This is a genomic window from Brevibacterium sp. AGC70 (assembly GCF_057334195.1).
Map to the genome: position 1 here is coordinate 267943 of NZ_JBHFIH010000014.1, position 16606 is coordinate 284548.

Genomic DNA, 16606 nt, shown 5'->3' on the forward strand with positions numbered 1-16606 from the left:
TGCTCAAATGCGGAGAAAGGCACGCCGACAGCCATACCGCGCCACGACGCAGATCTCCTGGCAAACTGGAGCCATGCGAACTCTGACACTCAACCATGATTACTCGGAGGCTCTGTCGGATTTTCTCCTCCGACTTGCCGATGTCTCGACCTGGCAGTCACTGGGATCTGAGGCACATGCCGAGCGGATCGACCCCGACACCGAGGTGACGGTGAAGACGCCGATGCCCAAGGGTGAAATGCCCTCCACCTTGGCTTCTCGCCTTCCGGCGGATGCCGAACTCGTCGAGGTCTATATGATTCCCGGCGATGTCATCGGCGACAACGCAGAGATCCGAATGACCGCCCATGCGGCCGGAGTTCCCGTTGAGATCGATGCGCTCATCGCGCTGGCTCGCAATGGTTCGGGAACCTCGCTGTCGGTGCGCGCCGAGATCAGTTCCTCGATTCCCCTCTTCGGGTCGATGATCGAACAGGCAGTCGTGCCCATTCTTGAGAAGCGACTTGCCGACCGTCTGGCCAAGCTCGAACACTTCTGAGACGCTGGCTTGATCAGCCCGGGCTGATCCGGACTCAGCCGCGTTCGCGCAGCAGCTCGGGAAGCTCGGTCGCGTCGTACCAGAGAAGATCGGAGTCGCCGAGGTGGTCCTCCGCTGCTTCGTGTCCCCTGTCGGCGGCGATGTCGGCAGCTTCTTCCCAGATCTCGACCTCGTCGAGGTGGATGCTGGCGACTGATGTCATGTCCACCTCGGGAAGGGTAAGCACCTCGAAACCTTCGGCCAAACCTTCGCCAGAGCTCGAATCGGGTGCGTCGTAGGCGATGACGGCTCGCGGTGAAACAGCGCCCGACCCGCGTTCGGATCCCGGATCCGGTGCAGATTCTCGGGCGCCTGCACCAGCGGCTTCGAAGGACTGAGTGGCGGCAAGTGCGGCTGCGATGCACAGGGCGTCGAATTCTCGTGCCTCGAGTTCATCCCCGCCCAATTCTCGACCCTGGGAATCGGGGGCGACCGCGTGCACGGAGCCGAGCCCTCGGCGAATTGCTGTCAATGTGGTCGGGATATAGCAGCGAATGGACATGCTCCAATCCTAAAGGGACTTCGCCGCTCGCCCCGCACCTGACTTCCGTGGGCGCTTCCGGGCCGGCAGCAGCTCAGTCACCGCGGCAGCGATCTCCTGGCTGAGCACAGATTTCGGATTCTCCTCGTGGAGGGTGTGCCCGGACAGCATCGCGGCGTCGGCTGTTGCCCGGTCGTCGCTGAAGATGAAATCGGGGTCTCGGCGAACGAACCTGGCGAGCACTTCCCTGATCCGCACCTCGGCCGGATGGCCTACAGCCCCTGAGCGCACCTTCGTGATGCCGATGCGCATCTTGGACCCCAGCGACTCGACCCTTTCGGTGCCCAGCAGTTTGACGAGCCGCTGCAGACCTATCGGATCGCCTGCGGCCAGGACGAGCACGGTGTCCGCGACCTCCAGCGCGGCGCGTGTCGCGCAGTGCCGGTCGTAGAACGGATCGGCGAAGTCATCGTCGGGATCCACCCGGTCGGCGACGTCGACGACAACAAGATCGAACATCTTGGCCAGGCGGGACAGCACCGCTGTCAGGACCGATGCGCGAACTTCTGGCCACCTGTCTGGCCTGGTCAGTCCGGTGACAGCATGGAAGTCATCGCGCACGGCAGCATGCGGAACGGCAGAGATGTCCAAAGGCGGGGCCTTCTCCATCTCGAGTCGGCACAGGTTGGCCAGATGCGCCGATTCTTCGGTCAGCCCCAGAGTCGTGGCCACCATCGCAGCCACAGTATCGGCGTCGACGACGACACTGCGGTGGCCTTGCCTGGCACCATGATCGCCGAGGTTGACCGCCGTCAGCGTCCGACCGGGAGACGAACCTGTTCCCCATACTGTGACGATGTGTCCCTGCCCTTTCAGCGATCCGGGCGGAGCGAGTGGGCGGGGCGGGATGACGGTGGAATCGCGGGTATCATCGATCGCCTGCGCCACAGTCTCAGCATCCGCGGAGGACGGAACGCTGCTGACGATGCCGAGGGACTCCAGTGCCGCAGTGTCGTTTCCGAATCCCAGCACCGCGGTTCCTGCTGCGTGGATTGCAGAGATGACCTGCGCATCCAATCCCGGGAAGTACTGACCGACGATGACGACGTCGGCGCTGCCTGTCCTGCACAGCGCGAGAAGTTCGACGTCATCTGCTGGTCGAGCGACGATGGTGACGTCGTCGACCTCGCTGAGGAGCTCGAACAGGATCAGATCGAACTCGAAGTCCACGGCCAGGAGAACCTGTGTCATGACTGACCGCTCTCTGCCCTGACTTCGGCGGGGGCGCCGACGACCGAGAGGACGCTGTTGCCGTCGAGTGCGCCGAGGACATCGGCGAGCTCCGCACTGGCGACGAAGACTTCGATCCTGGCACCATCTCCGACGCCGAAGCTGCCAACCTCGCGGGTGATGTTCGAGACCGGAGCCGAGGTCACGATCTGCTGCGGGTCAACGCCTTCATCATCGAGTCCCTGAGATGACGGTTGGGCCCAGACGTCGACAAGGCTGCCGGTGTCGACGACTGTGGGGACGGACCCGGCGACATCGATCGCCACGATCCTACCCTCGAGCTCGGCGATGGGGGCCAGGGCTGAGGCTGGCAGAAGCTCACCGGCGGCGATCACGGCCCGCACACTCGAATGGTCCGGGAACCCGGCATCCGCGGAGAGGTACTTGTCTCCGATATCGGCCAGATTCACCTCAGCGACAGTCAGGTCATCAGCGCTGACCACCTGGCCTGGGACAAGAGGTACCGCACTGGCCCACACTCGGGTGGTGGCGTTCGCCGCGCTGATGAGCAGATAGGTCGCGACGATGGCCACGACAACTAGGACTGCCCCGACCAGCAGCCTGGCATCGGTCCACTTCGGCCGACGAATTCGTTTCGAGAGCTCCATTGCATCTCCACCTTCGGAAAATTTCCCATGACAGGAACTGTTTCTGAGTGATAGTATTGAACATCAAATGAGGTCAAAGCAATGGTTTTGACAAAATTTGTCACCAAGCAATCAGTCACCTGGAATGAGAAGGGGCCCTCATGGTCGTTGAAAATCGCTTTCTGCCGCTCACCGATGTGGCCGATCTGCTCAATGTCTCGATCGCTCAAGCCCGCGCCCTGGTCCGCACCGGAGATCTTCGTGCCATCAAGGTAGGCGGGCGCGGACAGTGGCGCGTGGAGAAGACCGAGATCGAGGCGTACATCCAGCGGATGTACGAACGCGCCGAGCACGAGATCAAGACCGGTTCGCTCGAAGACTGAAACGAAGACGGGTTGCTCCACTCCCCGATCAACGATCGGCTCGTCAACCGCCTCCGATCAGCCACGCCTAAGCGAAGGGGTTGACTCGGGCCCGCACCAGAGCGATTGATCGGTGCGGAATGATCCGTCCGGAGATCTCGACGTAGTCCGAGGCAACCATGTCACTGTGCCCCCGAACAGTTCCGCCCTCGCCCGCCAGCTCCAGGGAGATCTGCTCGTGGTCGGCGGCCAGTCGCCTCAGAGCCGACGCCATACCCAACCGCTCCAGGGGACCGGATTCGTACCGGTGTCTTCTGGATCCAGTGCGCATCTCTCGTATCCAGTCGATCGCCACAATGTTCGCCTCCGTGCCGGCGATCACAAAGATCCCATGACCGAGAAAGACAGCTGTCCCTGATATCTCCCGGGCGGCGACGACGACCTGCACTGGCTGGCCGATCGCACCCCGCAGTCGCTCGCGCAGAGTATGCCGCGCGGCATGAGCGGCAATTTCATCACCGAGTTCACCTCTTCTGGCATGGGCTTCCCGGGACGCGTGCATTGCTTCGACATCCGCGAGAAGAGCGTTGATCCGATCGTCCATGATGTGAAGCCTGCCGCAGCGAAGAGCGACAAGCAAGAGCTTCTGCATCGATCAGCGGAACTACAGTCTCGTAGTTATATTGATCTATTGACATCAAATGGCATCTAACTGCAGTATTAGGATACGTTTCCAATGAAGGACGTCTCTCATGTATCTGTTGATAGCTTGCAGCGTCTCGTGGCTGTGTCTGATCGGCGCGTTCATCACCACCTGGGTTCACCTGCCGACGCCTCGCAGCACCACTGATCTCGTTGTCATCATCGTCGTCGGCACTGCTGCCGTGCTCTCTTCCCGCCTCGGAGTGGTCTCTCTTCTGACGCTCCTGATCAGGCTGCTGCCCAACGGGCGCATGAGAACAATCGTCACACGATCTGTCGTGCGCATCGTGCCGACGTTACTGCGCTCAAGCGTTCTCGCCGCAGCTTCAGCAAGCCTGGCTGTCAACGCGGCCCAGGCCTCTCACCCGCCGACGAGTACGCTCATGAACGAAGTTCACGCTGCGCCCGCTGGATCGGCGAGTGCCACGCTCGATCCCGGCTGGCCGACCGCGCTGCCCGACGATCCCCTACCTGATCCTGGTTGGCCGACCGCCCCACCGAAGGCTGAACCGACATCTCCTGCTGCTGAACCCGCGCCTTCGCCACCGCAGAATCGACCGCCCAAGGACGCCGGACCATCCAAGGACGCCGGTTCGGAACAAGCCGCCGATCCGGCTGACGGCGACAAAGACCGGGGCCAGGGCATCGACCATCCCGTCGACGATGCTCCTGACGATCATGATGAGGACCCTGGCATCTATATCGTCGGCCCCGGCGAAAGCCTGTGGTCGATCGCCTCCGATCATCCATCTTCCGACGGCACTACCCAAGGCGTCGTCGACGACATCTACTCAGCCAACCGCGACGTGATCGGTGCGAACCCGAACCTCATCATGCCCGGCCAACGATTGGAGATTCAGCCATGAGTGCCCCACTGGTGCTTACACGTCCTCGGGTGGCATCAACGCCGCTGAGCAGCGGCGTACCGAACACCATTGCGACCGCCCCTGCTGCACAGCAGAACAAGGTCGCAGATGACAGTGATGAGGGCCGCATCGCCGCCACTGCGACATCGTTGGCGGTGGCGTGCCTGGAGATCTTCGCCGGCATACGTCGCAGCGATTCCATCTCTCGCTGGGTCGACCGGACGCTGCTGGAGAAGATCGACCAGCGCGCCCAGCTGCGTGCAGAGGTGGCACCGACCAGACCATTCGGAGACCTGGGCGCGACACGCACCCTGCAGGCAGGCAACGCCCGAGTCTGCAGGGTCACCAGTGTCATCGCTGAAGTCACCGTCGTGGTTCGCACCCAGAACCGATTCCGGGCGGTGGCAATTCGCTTGGAACTGCTCACCACCCGGTGGACGATGACGGCACTGCAGACAATGTGAAGCCGCCGTCAGAGACTGGTCAGCTCTTCGCCTTCTTCATCGCACGACGTTCTGCACGGTTGGCCGGCTGATCGGCCGCGGTCCCGGCCTCTTCGTCCTCAGACTCGGACAACGAGGTCGAACCAGCCTCAGATGGGGCGGACAGCTGCATCTTGGGTGTGGTGTGACGCAGTTCAGCCGCGTCGACCTCAACCTCGGAATCGTCGTCAGAATCGTCCTCGACACGGTTCACGGTCACCTCGAGGGTATTGGTGAGGCGGACGACGTCCTCCCTGATCCCATCCTGCATGGTTTTGAACATGTCGAAGCCTTCGCGCTGATATTCCACCAGCGGATCCTTCTGCGCCATGGCTCGCAGACCGATGCCGTTCTTCAGGTAGTCCATCTCGTAGAGGTGTTCGCGCCACCGCTTATCGATGACTGAGAGCACGACCCGTCGTTCGAGTTCACGAGTGGCCTCTTCGCCCAGAGCCTCTTCACGCTGTTCGTAGAACACCCCGATGTCCGACTGGATCTCCCGGTTGAGGCGGTTCTTCGTCAGGTTGCCGATTCCCCCGACCTCTTCGGCCAGGTCCTCTTCGGTGATGGACGGCTCATAGATTTTGCCCAGCGCCTCGAAGAGTTCGCCCACCTTCCAGTCCTCGACCGGACCGGTGGTTGCCTCTGCCACATAGGCGTCGATGACTTCCTCACGGAACTTCGCGACGTGATCTTCCAGATCTGCCCCGTCTAGGACCCGACGCCGCTCATCGTAGATCACCGTGCGCTGACGGTTGAGCACGTCATCGTATTTGAGGACGTTCTTACGCTGTTCGGCATTGCGCTGTTCGATCTGCGACTGTGCCGAGAGAATCGCCCTTGACACCATCTTGGATTCCAGCGGAACATCGTCGGGAACATTGGCGGTGGCCATGATCCGCTCAGCGGCACCCGAGCCGAAGAGCCGCATCAGGTCATCGGTCAGAGACAGGTAGAAGCGACTCTCACCGGGGTCGCCCTGGCGTCCCGAACGTCCACGCAGCTGGTTGTCGATGCGCCTGGATTCGTGACGCTCGGTGCCGAGGACGTACAGACCACCGGATTCGACGACCTCTTTGGCCTCGGTCTTGACTCGCTTCTCCGCTGCCTTGAGCACGTCCTGCCATTCGGCCTCGTACTGCTCTTCGTTCTCCTGGGGGTCAAGGCCCCGCTCCTCCATCTCGGTCACAGCCAGGAATTCGGCGTTGCCACCGAGCATGATGTCGGTACCGCGACCGGCCATGTTCGTTGCGACAGTCACGGCATTCTTCCGACCCGCCATGGCGATGATGGAGGCTTCACCTGCGTGGTTCTTCGCGTTGAGGACCTCGTGGCGGATGCCGCGCTTCTTCAGATGTTTGGAGAGGTATTCGCTCTTCTCCACGCTGGTGGTGCCGACGAGGACCGGCTGCCCGGTCTCGTGGCGCTCAGCGATGTCATCGACGACGGCATCGAACTTCGCAACCTCGTTCTTGTACACGAGATCCGATTGGTCGACGCGCTGCATCGGCTTGTTCGTCGGAATCGGGACCACGCCGAGTTTGTAGGTCGACATGAATTCCGCGGCCTCGGTCTCTGCCGTACCGGTCATGCCTGAGAGCTTTTCGTAGAGACGGAAGAAGTTCTGCAGGGTGATCGTCGCCAGGGTCTGGTTCTCGGCCTGGACCTTGACATTCTCTTTGGCCTCGATGGCCTGGTGCAGACCCTCGTTGTAGCGACGGCCCTTGAGCACACGACCGGTATGTTCGTCGACGATGAGGACTTCACCGTCGAGGATCACATAGTCTTTGTCCTTCTTGAAGAGTTCCTTCGCGCGGATCGCATTGTTGAGGAAGCTGATCAGCGGTGTGTTCTCTGCGTCGTAGAGATTGCCGATGCCCAGGTAGTCTTCGACTCGTTCGATGCCGGGCTCGAGCACACCGACGGTGCGCTTCTTCTCATCGACTTCGTAGTCACGGTCGGTTTTGAGTCGTTTGACGACCTTGGCGAACTCTTCGTACCAGCGGTTGCCATCGCCTTCGGCCGGGCCGGAGATGATGAGCGGGGTACGAGCCTCATCGATGAGGATCGAGTCGACCTCGTCGACGATCGCGAATGCGTGCCCGCGCTGCACAAGTTCATCGGCAGACCAGGCCATGTTGTCGCGCAGGTAGTCGAAGCCGAATTCGTTGTTCGTACCGTAGGTGATGTCCGCGGCATACTGTTTGCGACGATTGTCTGAGGACATGTTGGCCTGAATGCAGCCGGTCTCCATCCCCAGGAACCGGAACACGCGGCCCATCAGCTCCGACTGATAGGTGGCCAGGTAGTCATTGACCGTGATGATGTGCACGGAACCGCCGGTGAGTGCATTGAGGTAGGCCGGCGCAGTCGCGACCAGCGTCTTGCCTTCACCGGTCTTCATCTCAGCGATGTTGCCCAGGTGCAGTGCCGCCCCGCCCATCAGCTGGACGTCGAAGTGGCGCATGCCCAGTGTGCGTCCCGCGGCCTCGCGGACGGCGGCGAAGGCTTCGGGAAGCAGCGAATCGAGGGTCTCCCCGTCCTGATAGCGCTTCTTGAAACGATCTGTTTCCTCCCGCAGCTCAGCATCTGACATCTCGCTGAACTCCTCGGACAGCGCGTTGATCGCATCCGTGTACTGGCGGAGCTTCTTCAGCGTGCGTCCCTCACCGGTGCGCAGAAGCTTCTCGAGGAAATTAGCCACTTTTCTCCTAATCGGCATGAATGCCTGACAACAACTCGAACGACTCTATATTCCCTAGCTTAATGGCAGGTGAGTACCGCTCATATCCACAGCCCCCAATCCGAGCCACTTCGCCATTTCACGCAGTTCCAGTGCCAGTTCCTCCTCGTGCTCTTCGCCCGGCTCCCACGTCACCTTCAGCGCCCGAAGTGTGTTGGTTGCCTGGTCCCGGTGCAGGTCGACTCGACCGACGAGACGTTCGCCGAGGAGGAACGGCAGCACGTAGTACCCGTGCACCCGGTCTTTGGCGGGAGTGTAGATCTCGATCCGGTAGTGGAAGCCGAAGAGCCATTCGATCCGCGGCCGGTAGAAGACGAGCGGGTCGAAGGGAGCCAGAAGCGCTCTGGCCGAGACGGAGCGAGGAGTCCTCGCCGTATGCCACTTCAGTGCCCGAGTCCCCTCAACGTCGACTTCGACGAGTTCACCGGAGGCCAGCAGCGACCTGATCGCCTCATCAGTGGCCGCGCGCGCCTGCCGGAAGTAGTCTGCCAGGCAGTCCGGGCGGGCGATGCCCAGCGCCCGGGCCGCAATCCGGGTCAGCTCGAGCACATTGTTGGCAGTGCCTGAGATTCCGCGAGGTCGTTCGGCTTCGGGATCGAGGCCGACCTCAGGACCGCCAGCGGGACCGTAGGAGAGTTCAGGCGCCGGCAGCTCCTGACTGACGTCGCGCGGCAGGGCGTAGACGCGTTCGAAGTGATCATTGCGGCCCGCGGCATTGATGATGCCACCGGCGAACAGCGCTTCGAGTGCCATCTTGACCTGGCTGGGGTTCCAACCCCAATGATCGCGGTTGCGTTCGGGGATCTCATGGTCGACGAGGTCCGCGACCCCTCGTGCAGTCTTCGGTCCCGACTCCAGCGCGTCGAGGACCGATCGCTGCAGTGCCCGGAAATCAGGGCCGTTGTCGGGATGCCGTTGGCCGTAGTCGTTGCGCCACCACTCGGCTCTGGTGCGTTCGAAATGACGGTAGGTCTCCGGCGGGACGAAGGCCGCTGCGTGGGCCCAGTATTCGACGCCCATGCGGGGTGCTGAGTAGAAGAGCCGGTCGAGGGTCTCACGCGGATACGGTCCGAGTCGCGAATAGTAGGGCAGATAGTGCGAACGCACCACGCGGGAGACCGAGTCGATCTGGGTCAGCCCCATCCTCGCGAACGTCGACTTCAAGTGCCGAGCAGTCACCTGAGCCGGGCGCTGCCTGTCAAGGCCGGTCGCAGCGATCGCCGTCCTGCGTGCTGCCGACAGTGTCATCTTCTGCATGGACCCACAGTAGATCACCGCACTGACACAGCTCGGAGATCCGTCCATCTGGCCGAGAAGGATCAGCCGTTCGGCCGAAGCCGGATCCGTCCCAGGCCGGAAGGATCGTCACTGTCACCGCAACTGCCCACAGAAGGAACAAACACCCACCATGAAGAAAGCCCTCATCGCACTCGCCTCGGCGCTCTGCCTCATCGCCGCCTCCATCGGCGCACTCTTCGTCTGGGAACACCAGTCGAAGCTCGCCCTCGAAGCACAGGTTGAGGGCTTCCTCGACGCCTGCGGGAACGACGCCACAGCGATCGATGTCCATGGCAGGCCCTATATCCTCTACGCCATGCGTGACTCCGCCGACCTCAGCTATGTCGATCTCAGGCTGCAGGCCGGAACGAACAAGGACCAGCTGCTCGTCCACCAGCTCAGTCAGGGTCGTGCGAACCGCCTGTCACGGTTCGTCACCTTCGACCACCCGGACGGTGATGTCGATCCGATCGAACGGCCTGACGGGTCGTTCACAGAGGCCGCGATGATCAACGGTTCCAAGGTCATCTTCTCCGCCGACGACCGACTGCAGCTGTTCGCCGATGATCACCGCGCCGGTCAGATCGAGTTGGATCAGGACGTCACGGTCAAGAGTTCTGCGGTCACGGACTCCGGCGTCGTCGTCGAACTCGAATACGCCTCCCCCGACTGCCGCGCTGCAGGATGATCCGCAGGTTGAGCACCGGGCCTGACTAGACTGGGAAGCGATGAAGACTGTGATCACGTGGCTGTGGCTTCTTCCCCTGCCCCTGACGTTCCTGCTCGAACTGCTCACCGGTTCGGGCTGGCCGCTCGTCATCGCCAACCTGTTCGCGTTGGCCACGGTTCTGCCCATCCTGGTACTCACCCAGTCCCGCTCCACCGGGGGCCGGGTCCCACCCCTCGGTCTGCTGTCGCTGGCCGCCCTCCTCCTGCTCCTCGCCCTCGTCCCTGTCGCCTTCGCATCAACTCTGAGCCTGACCGTGATGTGGCTGAGTCTGGTGACGGTGGTGATGCTCGCTCGATGGTTCGCCACCCGCACACAGCTGCTGCTGCTCATCCTGCTGTCCGTTGGCAATGTCATCGAACCCGGCCTGATGGGCTGGGGCGACGGGCTCACCTTCGCCTTCGGTGCCTCCACCGTGATCGTGGTCAGCCTGTCCCTGGGCTTGCTTCTGCGCATGATCGATCGTTCCCTCATCGAACGCCATGCCACCGCCGCCGAGGCGGAACGACGTCGGATGGCCACCGAACTCCACGATCTGGTCGCCCACGAGGTGACCGGTATCGTCGTCCTCTCCCAGGCGGCGGCCCGCAGTGAGGATCCCCGAATCCTCAAGACCGCTCTGGGCAAGATCGAGGAGTCCGGGACACGAGCACTGGTTGAGATCCGGTCATTGGTCTCAAACACCGCGACCGACTCGATCGGCTCCGGCCCCCGAGCCCCCGTCGCCTCCAACATCCAGGCCCTCCTCGACCGGGCCAAGGGCTTTGCCGGTGCCCAGGACCTGAGCATCGATATCGACGGCACCGACACCGAGGCGGTTCCCTCCGCCATCTGGCCCGTGCTCGACCGTGTGCTCTCCGAAGCGCTGACGAACATCCGTCGGCATGCGGGAGCCGAGGTGCCGATCATGGTCCGCGTCTTCACCACAGCCTCGGCCAGGCCCGGGGACCGCTCCGGTCATGACATCGTCCTCACTGTGGGCAATGGTCCCGGTGCCGGTGGGATCGGTTCCGGCAGCGGAACCGGCCTGCGCGGTCTGGCCGCACGGGTCGACCACCTCGGCGGGGATCTGTTCGCCGGGCCCAGCCAGGACGGGGGTTGGGTGCTCGAGACTCGGATACCCTTGACCTCGAGAGTTCAGGGATGAGTCCGACACGAGGCGACAGAGGACGAACGTGATTTCAGTGGCGCTGGTCGACGATCAGGAAATGGTGCGGATGGGATTCTCACTCATCCTCGACGCGGATGAGTCGATCACGGTGGTCGGGCAGGCCTCTGACGGGGTCGATGCCATCGAGCTGGCCAAGCGCGAACGTCCCGACGTCATCCTCCTCGACATCCGCATGCCCACGCTCGACGGTCTTGCGGCACTGCCGCGCCTGACACCGATCTCCAAGGTCATCATGGTCACGACCTTCGACGATGACGACTACGTCGACGCAGCTCTGAACGGCGGTGCCAGCGGATTCCTCCTCAAGGACGCCGGGCCCGACCTGCTGTTGGCCGCAGTCAAAGCTGCCGCGAACGGTGACGCCCTGATCTCACCGTCACTGACCTTGGATCTGCTCAGCCGCCGCTCCCAGAAGGGCAGAACAGGTGAGAACCGTGTTGCCGGGCTCAGCGAGCGGGAGAATGATGTCGCTCGCCTTGTGGCGCGGGGACGGACCAATCAGGAGATCTGTGCCGAGCTCTACATCTCGTTGGGCACCGTGAAGAGCCACCTGGGCAACATCCAAACACGTCTCGCGGCCCGCAATCGAGTCGAGATCGCCGCTCGGATGTGGGAGTCGGGCGTGATGAATCAGCCGAACGGCTGACCCCTGCTCACACTTCCGGCCATTGTGCCGATGCGGGCCGCTCCGGGCCTCGACCAGGATGGAAGTCATGAGTTCAGATACCAGCGACCAACCATCGTCCGCGCCCACATCCGCCGTCACCGACGCCGACGCCGGCACCGCCATCGACGTCGGCGCCCCTGCCACCGCCACGCACCGTCCTGCAGGCAGAGCCCGAATTGCGACTCTCGACGTACTGCGCGGACTCGCCCTGTGCGGGATCATGATCGTCAATCTCCCGCCGATCTTCGGTCTCGGCGCTCTCGACGAATCCGGCGCAGTCGAGAGCATCCGCGCTGTCGAGCAGGACTTCGTACAGAACCGGTTCTTCCCGATCTTCTCCATCCTCTTCGGCGTCGGCTTCGGCATCATGTGGAACTCCGCCACAGCCCGCAGCCCCCGACCCAGGCTGGCGCTGCTGCGCCGATTCCTGTTCCTCGGACTCCTCGGTGCCGGCCACATGGTCCTGCAGCCCGGTGAAGCCCTGCTGCCGTATGCGATCGCGGCGATCGTCATCCTGCTTCCCTCGACCTGGATACCCGCCCGGGCTCTCGCCGTGTCGACCTCTGTCGGCGGAGCGCTGCTCCTGGCCGCAGGCGTGTGGTCCGGTGGAGGACTCGTCATCATCCCGGGCCTGTTCTTACTGGGATTTTCCATCGGGTACACCGACATGATCCGCAGTGCACTGCGTCATCCGGTTCGGCTCGCACTGATCGGTGCGCTGAGCGCGAGCATCTCCGTCCTCGGCTTCCTCCTCACCGACTTCTACACCCGCCAACTGCACCTGTGGATTACGGCCGGACTGGGCATCATCATGGCCCTGGGCCTCGTCGTCCTCGTCATGCTCCTCATGCTCACCCCCGCCGAGGCGCTTCTGCGGCCGCTCTTCGCACCGCTGGGTCGCATGGCGCTGAGCAACTACATCGGAGCCACACTGCTCATCCTCGCCGTCAAGGCTGTTGAGCCCGACCTGGCTCAATTCGATGACCATGGCGGATATCTGGCAGGCGTGCTCGTCTGCGTCGGCATCATGGTCATCCAGATCCTCGTCTCGGCGCTGTGGCTGCGCTTTGTCGGACAGGGACCGTTGGAGAAGCTCTGGCGCCTTGTCACCTGGGGCCGCGAGGGTGTTCGAGCCTGAGACCGGATTCGACCGCAGACGCAGATCGCCGAGGTGGGGATTCCCACCTCGGCGATCGTGCTGTTCGAGTGTCCAGGTCAGCACTGCTCAGTTCAGGTCAGTCGGCGACGCCCTGCAGTTCGTGATCGAGAGTGATCACACCGTAGCTCCACCCCTTGCGACGATAGACGACGGACGGTTTGCTCGAATCCTCGTCGATGAACAGATAGAAGTCGTGTCCGACGAGCTCCATACGGTTGAGCGCCTCTTCGATGCCGATGGGAGCGCCGTTGAATGTCTTCTCACGCAGAACCACGGGTGAGTCGCCTTCGGCCTTGATGCGGCCGTTGGTCTGATCGTTGTTCGCGGATTCGTTCGCGTCGATCGCCTGACCCTCGTCGGGAACCAGAGACTCGGCGACGGGCATCTTCGCCAGGGCCTCGGCTGTGGATTCCTTTCGGTGGTGACCGGCTCGAGGAACCTTGTTGCGGTCTCTGGCGCGCCGTAATCGCTCGACGAGCTTCGCCCAAGCCAGATCCAAAGCTGCATATTTGTCGCTCGCCATGGCCTCCGCACGGATGGCCGGGCCCTTCGCAACGACCGTGAGCTCTACTCGCTCGCTCGTCTCCGGCTGACGGGAGTTCTTCTCATGAGCGACGTGTACCTCGACTCGTTGAGCTCGGGGTGCAAGCTGCTCGACCTTCGCAATCTTGTCCTCAATGTGGGCGCGAAAGCTGTCGGAGATGGTCAGTTGACGTCCGTTGACAACAATGTCCATGATGCGTCCTTAGCGACTCGTTCTTCGGATTCATCCGATCCCATTCCCTTGGATGGGTATCCCCCGTTATACAGTAAAGGGAGAGACAAATCGAGTGCCCCCGCGGCCGAGACCGAGAACGGCTCCTGCAGCGGGTCTGATCTGCACCGATGCTAATACCCTTGCGCTTTCTGCCAGAGTTGCTCCGGTCGTCGCGAAGTCATCGACGAGAAGATCGATACCGGATTCCAGCGCGGTCTCGCCGCCCTCTCCAGACAACATCGAAGGCAGAATCGCCGGGTTGAGATACTGCGACTTCGCCACGTTGCGCTCCCTGGCGTGGGCTCCCAAACCGACCTGATCGTGATGGCGTCTGGTGAGAAGGACGTCGACCACCTCCAACGACAGTTCGGGCACGAGTTCTCCCGCACGGCGAGCCAGGACAGCGGTGTGGGAACCGCCTCGGCGTCTCCGTGCCCGCGGGGAACTCGGCGCGGGAAAGAGTCTGACCCGACCTCCCGGATGATGAGCCAACTCCAAGGCTGCTGTGACGGAACGCGCAAGCGCCAGGGCAAGAGGGTCGAGAATGTCGCGGCGGCCGTTGTCTTTGAAGCTGACCACCATATGAGAAATCTGCGAGCTGTATTCTGAGACTCCCACGACGGGAATCTGACCGTATCTCGGTTCCATGGCACGCGGGATGCCGCCGAGCAGACTCAGGCAGGCCGTGCACAGGGAGACATCCTCCCGCCCGCAGCCGGCACACCGGCGGGGCAGGAAGAGTTCGCCGAATTCGGTCAGCAGTCCCATGGGAGAAATCTACTATGCCGCGTCTGCAGGCGGCTCCGCTGTCTCCGACTCTCTGAAGCCTCAGCCCGGGTAAGAGGGGTATTTCGCCGAGATGTCGATGAGCTTCTGCCAGGCATTGGAATTGTAGGAGTAGATCTCTCCAGATGAGCTCGTCACGAGGATCGAACGACCATCCTCACCGGAGGCGATCCGACTGCCGTCGGGGACCTCTCCCAGCTGTGCAGGAGGCCCGGTGACGCCGATGCGGAACGGCTGGACTCGTTCGCCCTCCGCTGCAGCCAACGCAACCAGTGAGGTCGATCCGGCCCAGGAGATGTCCTTGATCTCGTCGAAGTTCGACCCCACCTCGATCGGCGAGTCAGACACTGCACTGGACGGATTTCCCGCCTTGTCACGCGGAATGCCGACGACGTCTATGCGTGAGGGCTCTCCCTTGTGCCTGCTCAGCAGCGCAATCCGAGTACCATCGCGGGAGACTTCCAGATCGATGAGGTCTCGACCGGACAGGATGTCCGTGGCGATCGTGTATTCCGTGCTGTCTTCGCCGATGGCTGTGAGCTTGCCCTTGTTGTCGCGTTCCCCGGTCCAGACCGTGTTGAACCGATCGATGCTCGGGCGTACGAGCCTCTTGCCTTTGAGGATCGGAGTCGCATCAATGGTGTCGGCCTTGAGGCGCATCAGCTCCTTCCCGGAGTTCTGCAGGTAGACGTAGAGCGAATCGTCGAACGAGACCGCTGGGTCGCTGGCCTTGGCCTTTGACAGGTCCGGACTGTTCTCGACCTTCGCCACGGTTGTGCCCGAGATGCGTGAGAGCCGGTTTTTGGCCAGCACCACCGGGGGCCCGTCGACCTGGACCGAGGAGTCGGTCTTCGGCTGCAGGCTCTCCGACACGACCTGTCCGCCGATGGTCAGTTCGATGCTCGAAATTGAGGGGATGACCTTGAGCGTCGATGCGATCTGCTGTCGGATCATTCCCTTCTCCTTGTCCGTCGGCGCGTCCCCCTGGTTGCTCAGGGCGATGTGCGCGACGCCGTTTTCGATGGTCACCACGTTCGTATCGCTGAGTTTCGCTCCGTCTGGTATCGACGTCACGACCGCGCCCGAGAGATAGGAGGCCGGGCCGCTGAGAAGTTCGTTGATGAGAGCTGTGGGCGTTGACGAGGAGCGGAGGAACCAGCGGGAGTCGGGAACCAGGTAGGAGTAGTCGGAGGTGAAGAACTGCAGAGAGTAGTTGAGGAAGATCGTCTGAAACTCTGTCTGGGAGATCAGCAGACCGTCGGGCGCCGAGGCGATGCGCCATTCACCGTTCTCCTGCCGCAGGGAGAACTCCAGATTCGACTGGGTTCCCGGTTTGGTGGAGTTGAAGATTCCCGACGAGTTCACGAGTCCGACGACCGGCACAGATAGCGTCAGCGTCTTCTGGTCGGAGGTGACTTCGGCGTTGATCGAATCCAGATCGGTTTCATTGGGCAGCAGCGACACCGATTCCTGCGGGTTCCACTCCTGTGCCTCGGCCTCGGTGAGGAAGGACTTGGCGACGGAGAAGTTATTTCCGGTTCCGGCGCCGGCAGAGAGAAAGCCGCGGACGATCTCACCGACGCTGTCGCCGGGTTCGGGTCCGTCTGGGATCCGAGCGCTGCTGGCACCCGGGTCACCGGATCCTGCCTCGATGTGTCCCACGGGCGAACTGCTCGGAATCGAGGAGCAGGCCCCCAGCGCCAGGCTGGCCAACACAGCGAGGATGAGCATCTGCAGACCCTTTTTACCTCGGGATGTCGTCATGGCTGCGATCCTCCTTTAGGTGCTGTATCCGGGGGCCAAACGGTGTCCATGTCGATCTCAAAGTCAGCGTTGCCGCCGACTCGGTGCGCGGTGTCTGTGTCGGTATCGGTGTCTGTGTCGCTGCCGTGCTCGGTAACTTCGTCAGCATCGGTGTCTGCGTCGCCAGGGTGCTCGGTAACTTCGTCAGCATCGGTGTCTGCGTCGCCA

The 16606-nt window shown here is 62.4% G+C and carries 17 protein-coding genes and 1 pseudogene; 8 read left to right on the top strand and 10 right to left on the bottom strand.

All coding sequences use genetic code 11. The features are described from left to right. Positions 1-73 precede the first annotated feature (73 nt). Positions 74-538, top strand: coding sequence for a DUF2505 domain-containing protein (locus tag ACE03M_RS11455; protein ID WP_485934033.1), 465 nt, complete (start codon positions 74-76; stop codon positions 536-538). Positions 539-572: 34 nt separating this feature from the next. On the opposite strand, the gene ACE03M_RS11460 is transcribed toward ACE03M_RS11455, so the two are convergent. Genes ACE03M_RS11460 through ACE03M_RS11470 form a run of 3 tightly spaced genes read right to left on the bottom strand, consistent with a single transcriptional unit; the run spans position 573 to position 2956 of the window. Then, on the bottom strand, positions 573-1079 hold the full coding sequence (locus ACE03M_RS11460) for a DUF6912 family protein (protein WP_485934034.1): 507 nt from the start codon (positions 1077-1079) through the stop codon (positions 573-575). A gap of 9 nt (positions 1080-1088) precedes the next feature. After that, the gene (locus ACE03M_RS11465) at positions 1089-2309 is read right to left on the bottom strand and encodes a CpaE/TadZ family protein (protein WP_485934035.1); all 1221 of its coding nucleotides are present in this window, start codon (positions 2307-2309) and stop codon (positions 1089-1091) included. Further along, entirely contained in the window at positions 2306-2956 is a 651-nt protein-coding gene (locus ACE03M_RS11470; protein WP_143921251.1) for a flagella basal body P-ring formation protein FlgA, read from the bottom strand. Before ACE03M_RS11470 ends, ACE03M_RS11465 begins: the two co-directional genes overlap by 4 nt. 140 nt (positions 2957-3096) lie before the next feature. Here ACE03M_RS11470 and ACE03M_RS11475 point away from each other — a divergent pair, with 140 nt between their 5' ends. Continuing rightward, a complete protein-coding gene (locus ACE03M_RS11475; RefSeq protein WP_143921250.1) occupies positions 3097-3318 on the top strand; it encodes a helix-turn-helix domain-containing protein in 222 nt (73 codons plus the stop codon). Between the two features lie 67 nt (positions 3319-3385). Here the strand turns inward: ACE03M_RS11475 and ACE03M_RS11480 are convergent, their stop codons facing one another. Then, a complete protein-coding gene (locus ACE03M_RS11480; protein WP_485934036.1) occupies positions 3386-3901 on the bottom strand; it encodes a hypothetical protein in 516 nt (171 codons plus the stop codon). A 148-nt stretch (positions 3902-4049) separates the two neighbouring features. Between ACE03M_RS11480 and ACE03M_RS11485 the strand changes: the two genes are divergently transcribed. Both ACE03M_RS11485 and ACE03M_RS11490 read left to right on the top strand, forming a co-directional pair. Then, on the top strand, positions 4050-4865 hold the full coding sequence (locus tag ACE03M_RS11485) for a LysM peptidoglycan-binding domain-containing protein (RefSeq protein WP_485934037.1): 816 nt from the start codon (positions 4050-4052) through the stop codon (positions 4863-4865). Continuing rightward, positions 4862-5329, top strand: a complete 468-nt coding sequence (locus ACE03M_RS11490) for an Rv3235 family protein (protein ID WP_485934038.1) — start codon at positions 4862-4864, stop codon at positions 5327-5329. Before ACE03M_RS11485 ends, ACE03M_RS11490 begins: the two co-directional genes overlap by 4 nt. 19 nt (positions 5330-5348) lie before the next feature. Here the strand turns inward: ACE03M_RS11490 and secA are convergent, their stop codons facing one another. Next, positions 5349-8051 carry a preprotein translocase subunit SecA gene (gene secA / locus ACE03M_RS11495; protein ID WP_485934039.1) on the bottom strand — a complete coding sequence of 901 codons (2703 nt, stop codon included), beginning with the start codon at positions 8049-8051 and terminating at the stop codon, positions 5349-5351. Positions 8052-8105: 54 nt separating this feature from the next. After that, complete coding sequence (locus ACE03M_RS11500) at positions 8106-9347, bottom strand: winged helix-turn-helix domain-containing protein (RefSeq protein WP_485934040.1); 1242 nt, start codon at positions 9345-9347, stop codon at positions 8106-8108. Positions 9348-9498: 151 nt separating this feature from the next. On the opposite strand from ACE03M_RS11500, the gene ACE03M_RS11505 reads away from it, so the two are divergent. From ACE03M_RS11505 to ACE03M_RS11520, 4 genes are all read left to right on the top strand, one after another. Further along, the gene (locus ACE03M_RS11505; protein WP_485934041.1) at positions 9499-10056 is read left to right on the top strand and encodes a hypothetical protein; all 558 of its coding nucleotides are present in this window, start codon (positions 9499-9501) and stop codon (positions 10054-10056) included. Between the two features lie 40 nt (positions 10057-10096). Continuing rightward, positions 10097-11242 carry a sensor histidine kinase gene (locus ACE03M_RS11510; RefSeq protein ID WP_485934042.1) on the top strand — a complete coding sequence of 382 codons (1146 nt, stop codon included), beginning with the start codon at positions 10097-10099 and terminating at the stop codon, positions 11240-11242. A gap of 28 nt (positions 11243-11270) precedes the next feature. Beyond that, positions 11271-11912, top strand: coding sequence for a response regulator (locus ACE03M_RS11515; RefSeq protein WP_485934043.1), 642 nt, complete (start codon positions 11271-11273; stop codon positions 11910-11912). A gap of 67 nt (positions 11913-11979) precedes the next feature. Next, complete coding sequence (locus ACE03M_RS11520) at positions 11980-13071, top strand: DUF418 domain-containing protein (RefSeq protein WP_485934044.1); 1092 nt, start codon at positions 11980-11982, stop codon at positions 13069-13071. 97 nt (positions 13072-13168) lie between these two features. Here the strand turns inward: ACE03M_RS11520 and hpf are convergent, their stop codons facing one another. The 4 genes and pseudogenes from hpf to ACE03M_RS11540 form a co-directional block, all read right to left on the bottom strand. After that, positions 13169-13828 carry a ribosome hibernation-promoting factor, HPF/YfiA family gene (hpf, locus tag ACE03M_RS11525; RefSeq protein ID WP_143921241.1) on the bottom strand — a complete coding sequence of 220 codons (660 nt, stop codon included), beginning with the start codon at positions 13826-13828 and terminating at the stop codon, positions 13169-13171. Positions 13829-13894: 66 nt separating this feature from the next. Then, on the bottom strand, positions 13895-14617 hold the full coding sequence (locus ACE03M_RS11530) for a ComF family protein (protein WP_143921240.1): 723 nt from the start codon (positions 14615-14617) through the stop codon (positions 13895-13897). A 60-nt stretch (positions 14618-14677) separates the two neighbouring features. Continuing rightward, positions 14678-16399, bottom strand: coding sequence for an LpqB family beta-propeller domain-containing protein (locus ACE03M_RS11535; RefSeq protein ID WP_485934045.1), 1722 nt, complete (start codon positions 16397-16399; stop codon positions 14678-14680). Then, a pseudogene (locus tag ACE03M_RS11540) lies at positions 16396-16606 on the bottom strand (hypothetical protein); the annotation flags it as partial. The pseudogene ACE03M_RS11540 and the gene ACE03M_RS11535, both read right to left, overlap by 4 nt.

Coding starts and splice junctions, on each gene's coding strand:
- ACE03M_RS11485 (WP_485934037.1), top strand. CDS start 4,050: ATGTATCTGTTGATAGCTTGCAGCGTCTCGTGGCTGTGTCTGATCGGC.
- ACE03M_RS11535 (WP_485934045.1), bottom strand. CDS start 16,399: ATGACGACATCCCGAGGTAAAAAGGGTCTGCAGATGCTCATCCTCGCT.
- ACE03M_RS11530 (WP_143921240.1), bottom strand. CDS start 14,617: ATGGGACTGCTGACCGAATTCGGCGAACTCTTCCTGCCCCGCCGGTGT.
- ACE03M_RS11520 (WP_485934044.1), top strand. CDS start 11,980: ATGAGTTCAGATACCAGCGACCAACCATCGTCCGCGCCCACATCCGCC.
- ACE03M_RS11455 (WP_485934033.1), top strand. CDS start 74: ATGCGAACTCTGACACTCAACCATGATTACTCGGAGGCTCTGTCGGAT.
- ACE03M_RS11505 (WP_485934041.1), top strand. CDS start 9,499: ATGAAGAAAGCCCTCATCGCACTCGCCTCGGCGCTCTGCCTCATCGCC.
- ACE03M_RS11500 (WP_485934040.1), bottom strand. CDS start 9,347: ATGCAGAAGATGACACTGTCGGCAGCACGCAGGACGGCGATCGCTGCG.
- ACE03M_RS11465 (WP_485934035.1), bottom strand. CDS start 2,309: ATGACACAGGTTCTCCTGGCCGTGGACTTCGAGTTCGATCTGATCCTG.
- ACE03M_RS11460 (WP_485934034.1), bottom strand. CDS start 1,079: ATGTCCATTCGCTGCTATATCCCGACCACATTGACAGCAATTCGCCGA.
- ACE03M_RS11475 (WP_143921250.1), top strand. CDS start 3,097: ATGGTCGTTGAAAATCGCTTTCTGCCGCTCACCGATGTGGCCGATCTG.
- ACE03M_RS11470 (WP_143921251.1), bottom strand. CDS start 2,956: ATGGAGCTCTCGAAACGAATTCGTCGGCCGAAGTGGACCGATGCCAGG.
- ACE03M_RS11480 (WP_485934036.1), bottom strand. CDS start 3,901: ATGGACGATCGGATCAACGCTCTTCTCGCGGATGTCGAAGCAATGCAC.
- hpf (WP_143921241.1), bottom strand. CDS start 13,828: ATGGACATTGTTGTCAACGGACGTCAACTGACCATCTCCGACAGCTTT.
- ACE03M_RS11510 (WP_485934042.1), top strand. CDS start 10,097: ATGAAGACTGTGATCACGTGGCTGTGGCTTCTTCCCCTGCCCCTGACG.
- ACE03M_RS11490 (WP_485934038.1), top strand. CDS start 4,862: ATGAGTGCCCCACTGGTGCTTACACGTCCTCGGGTGGCATCAACGCCG.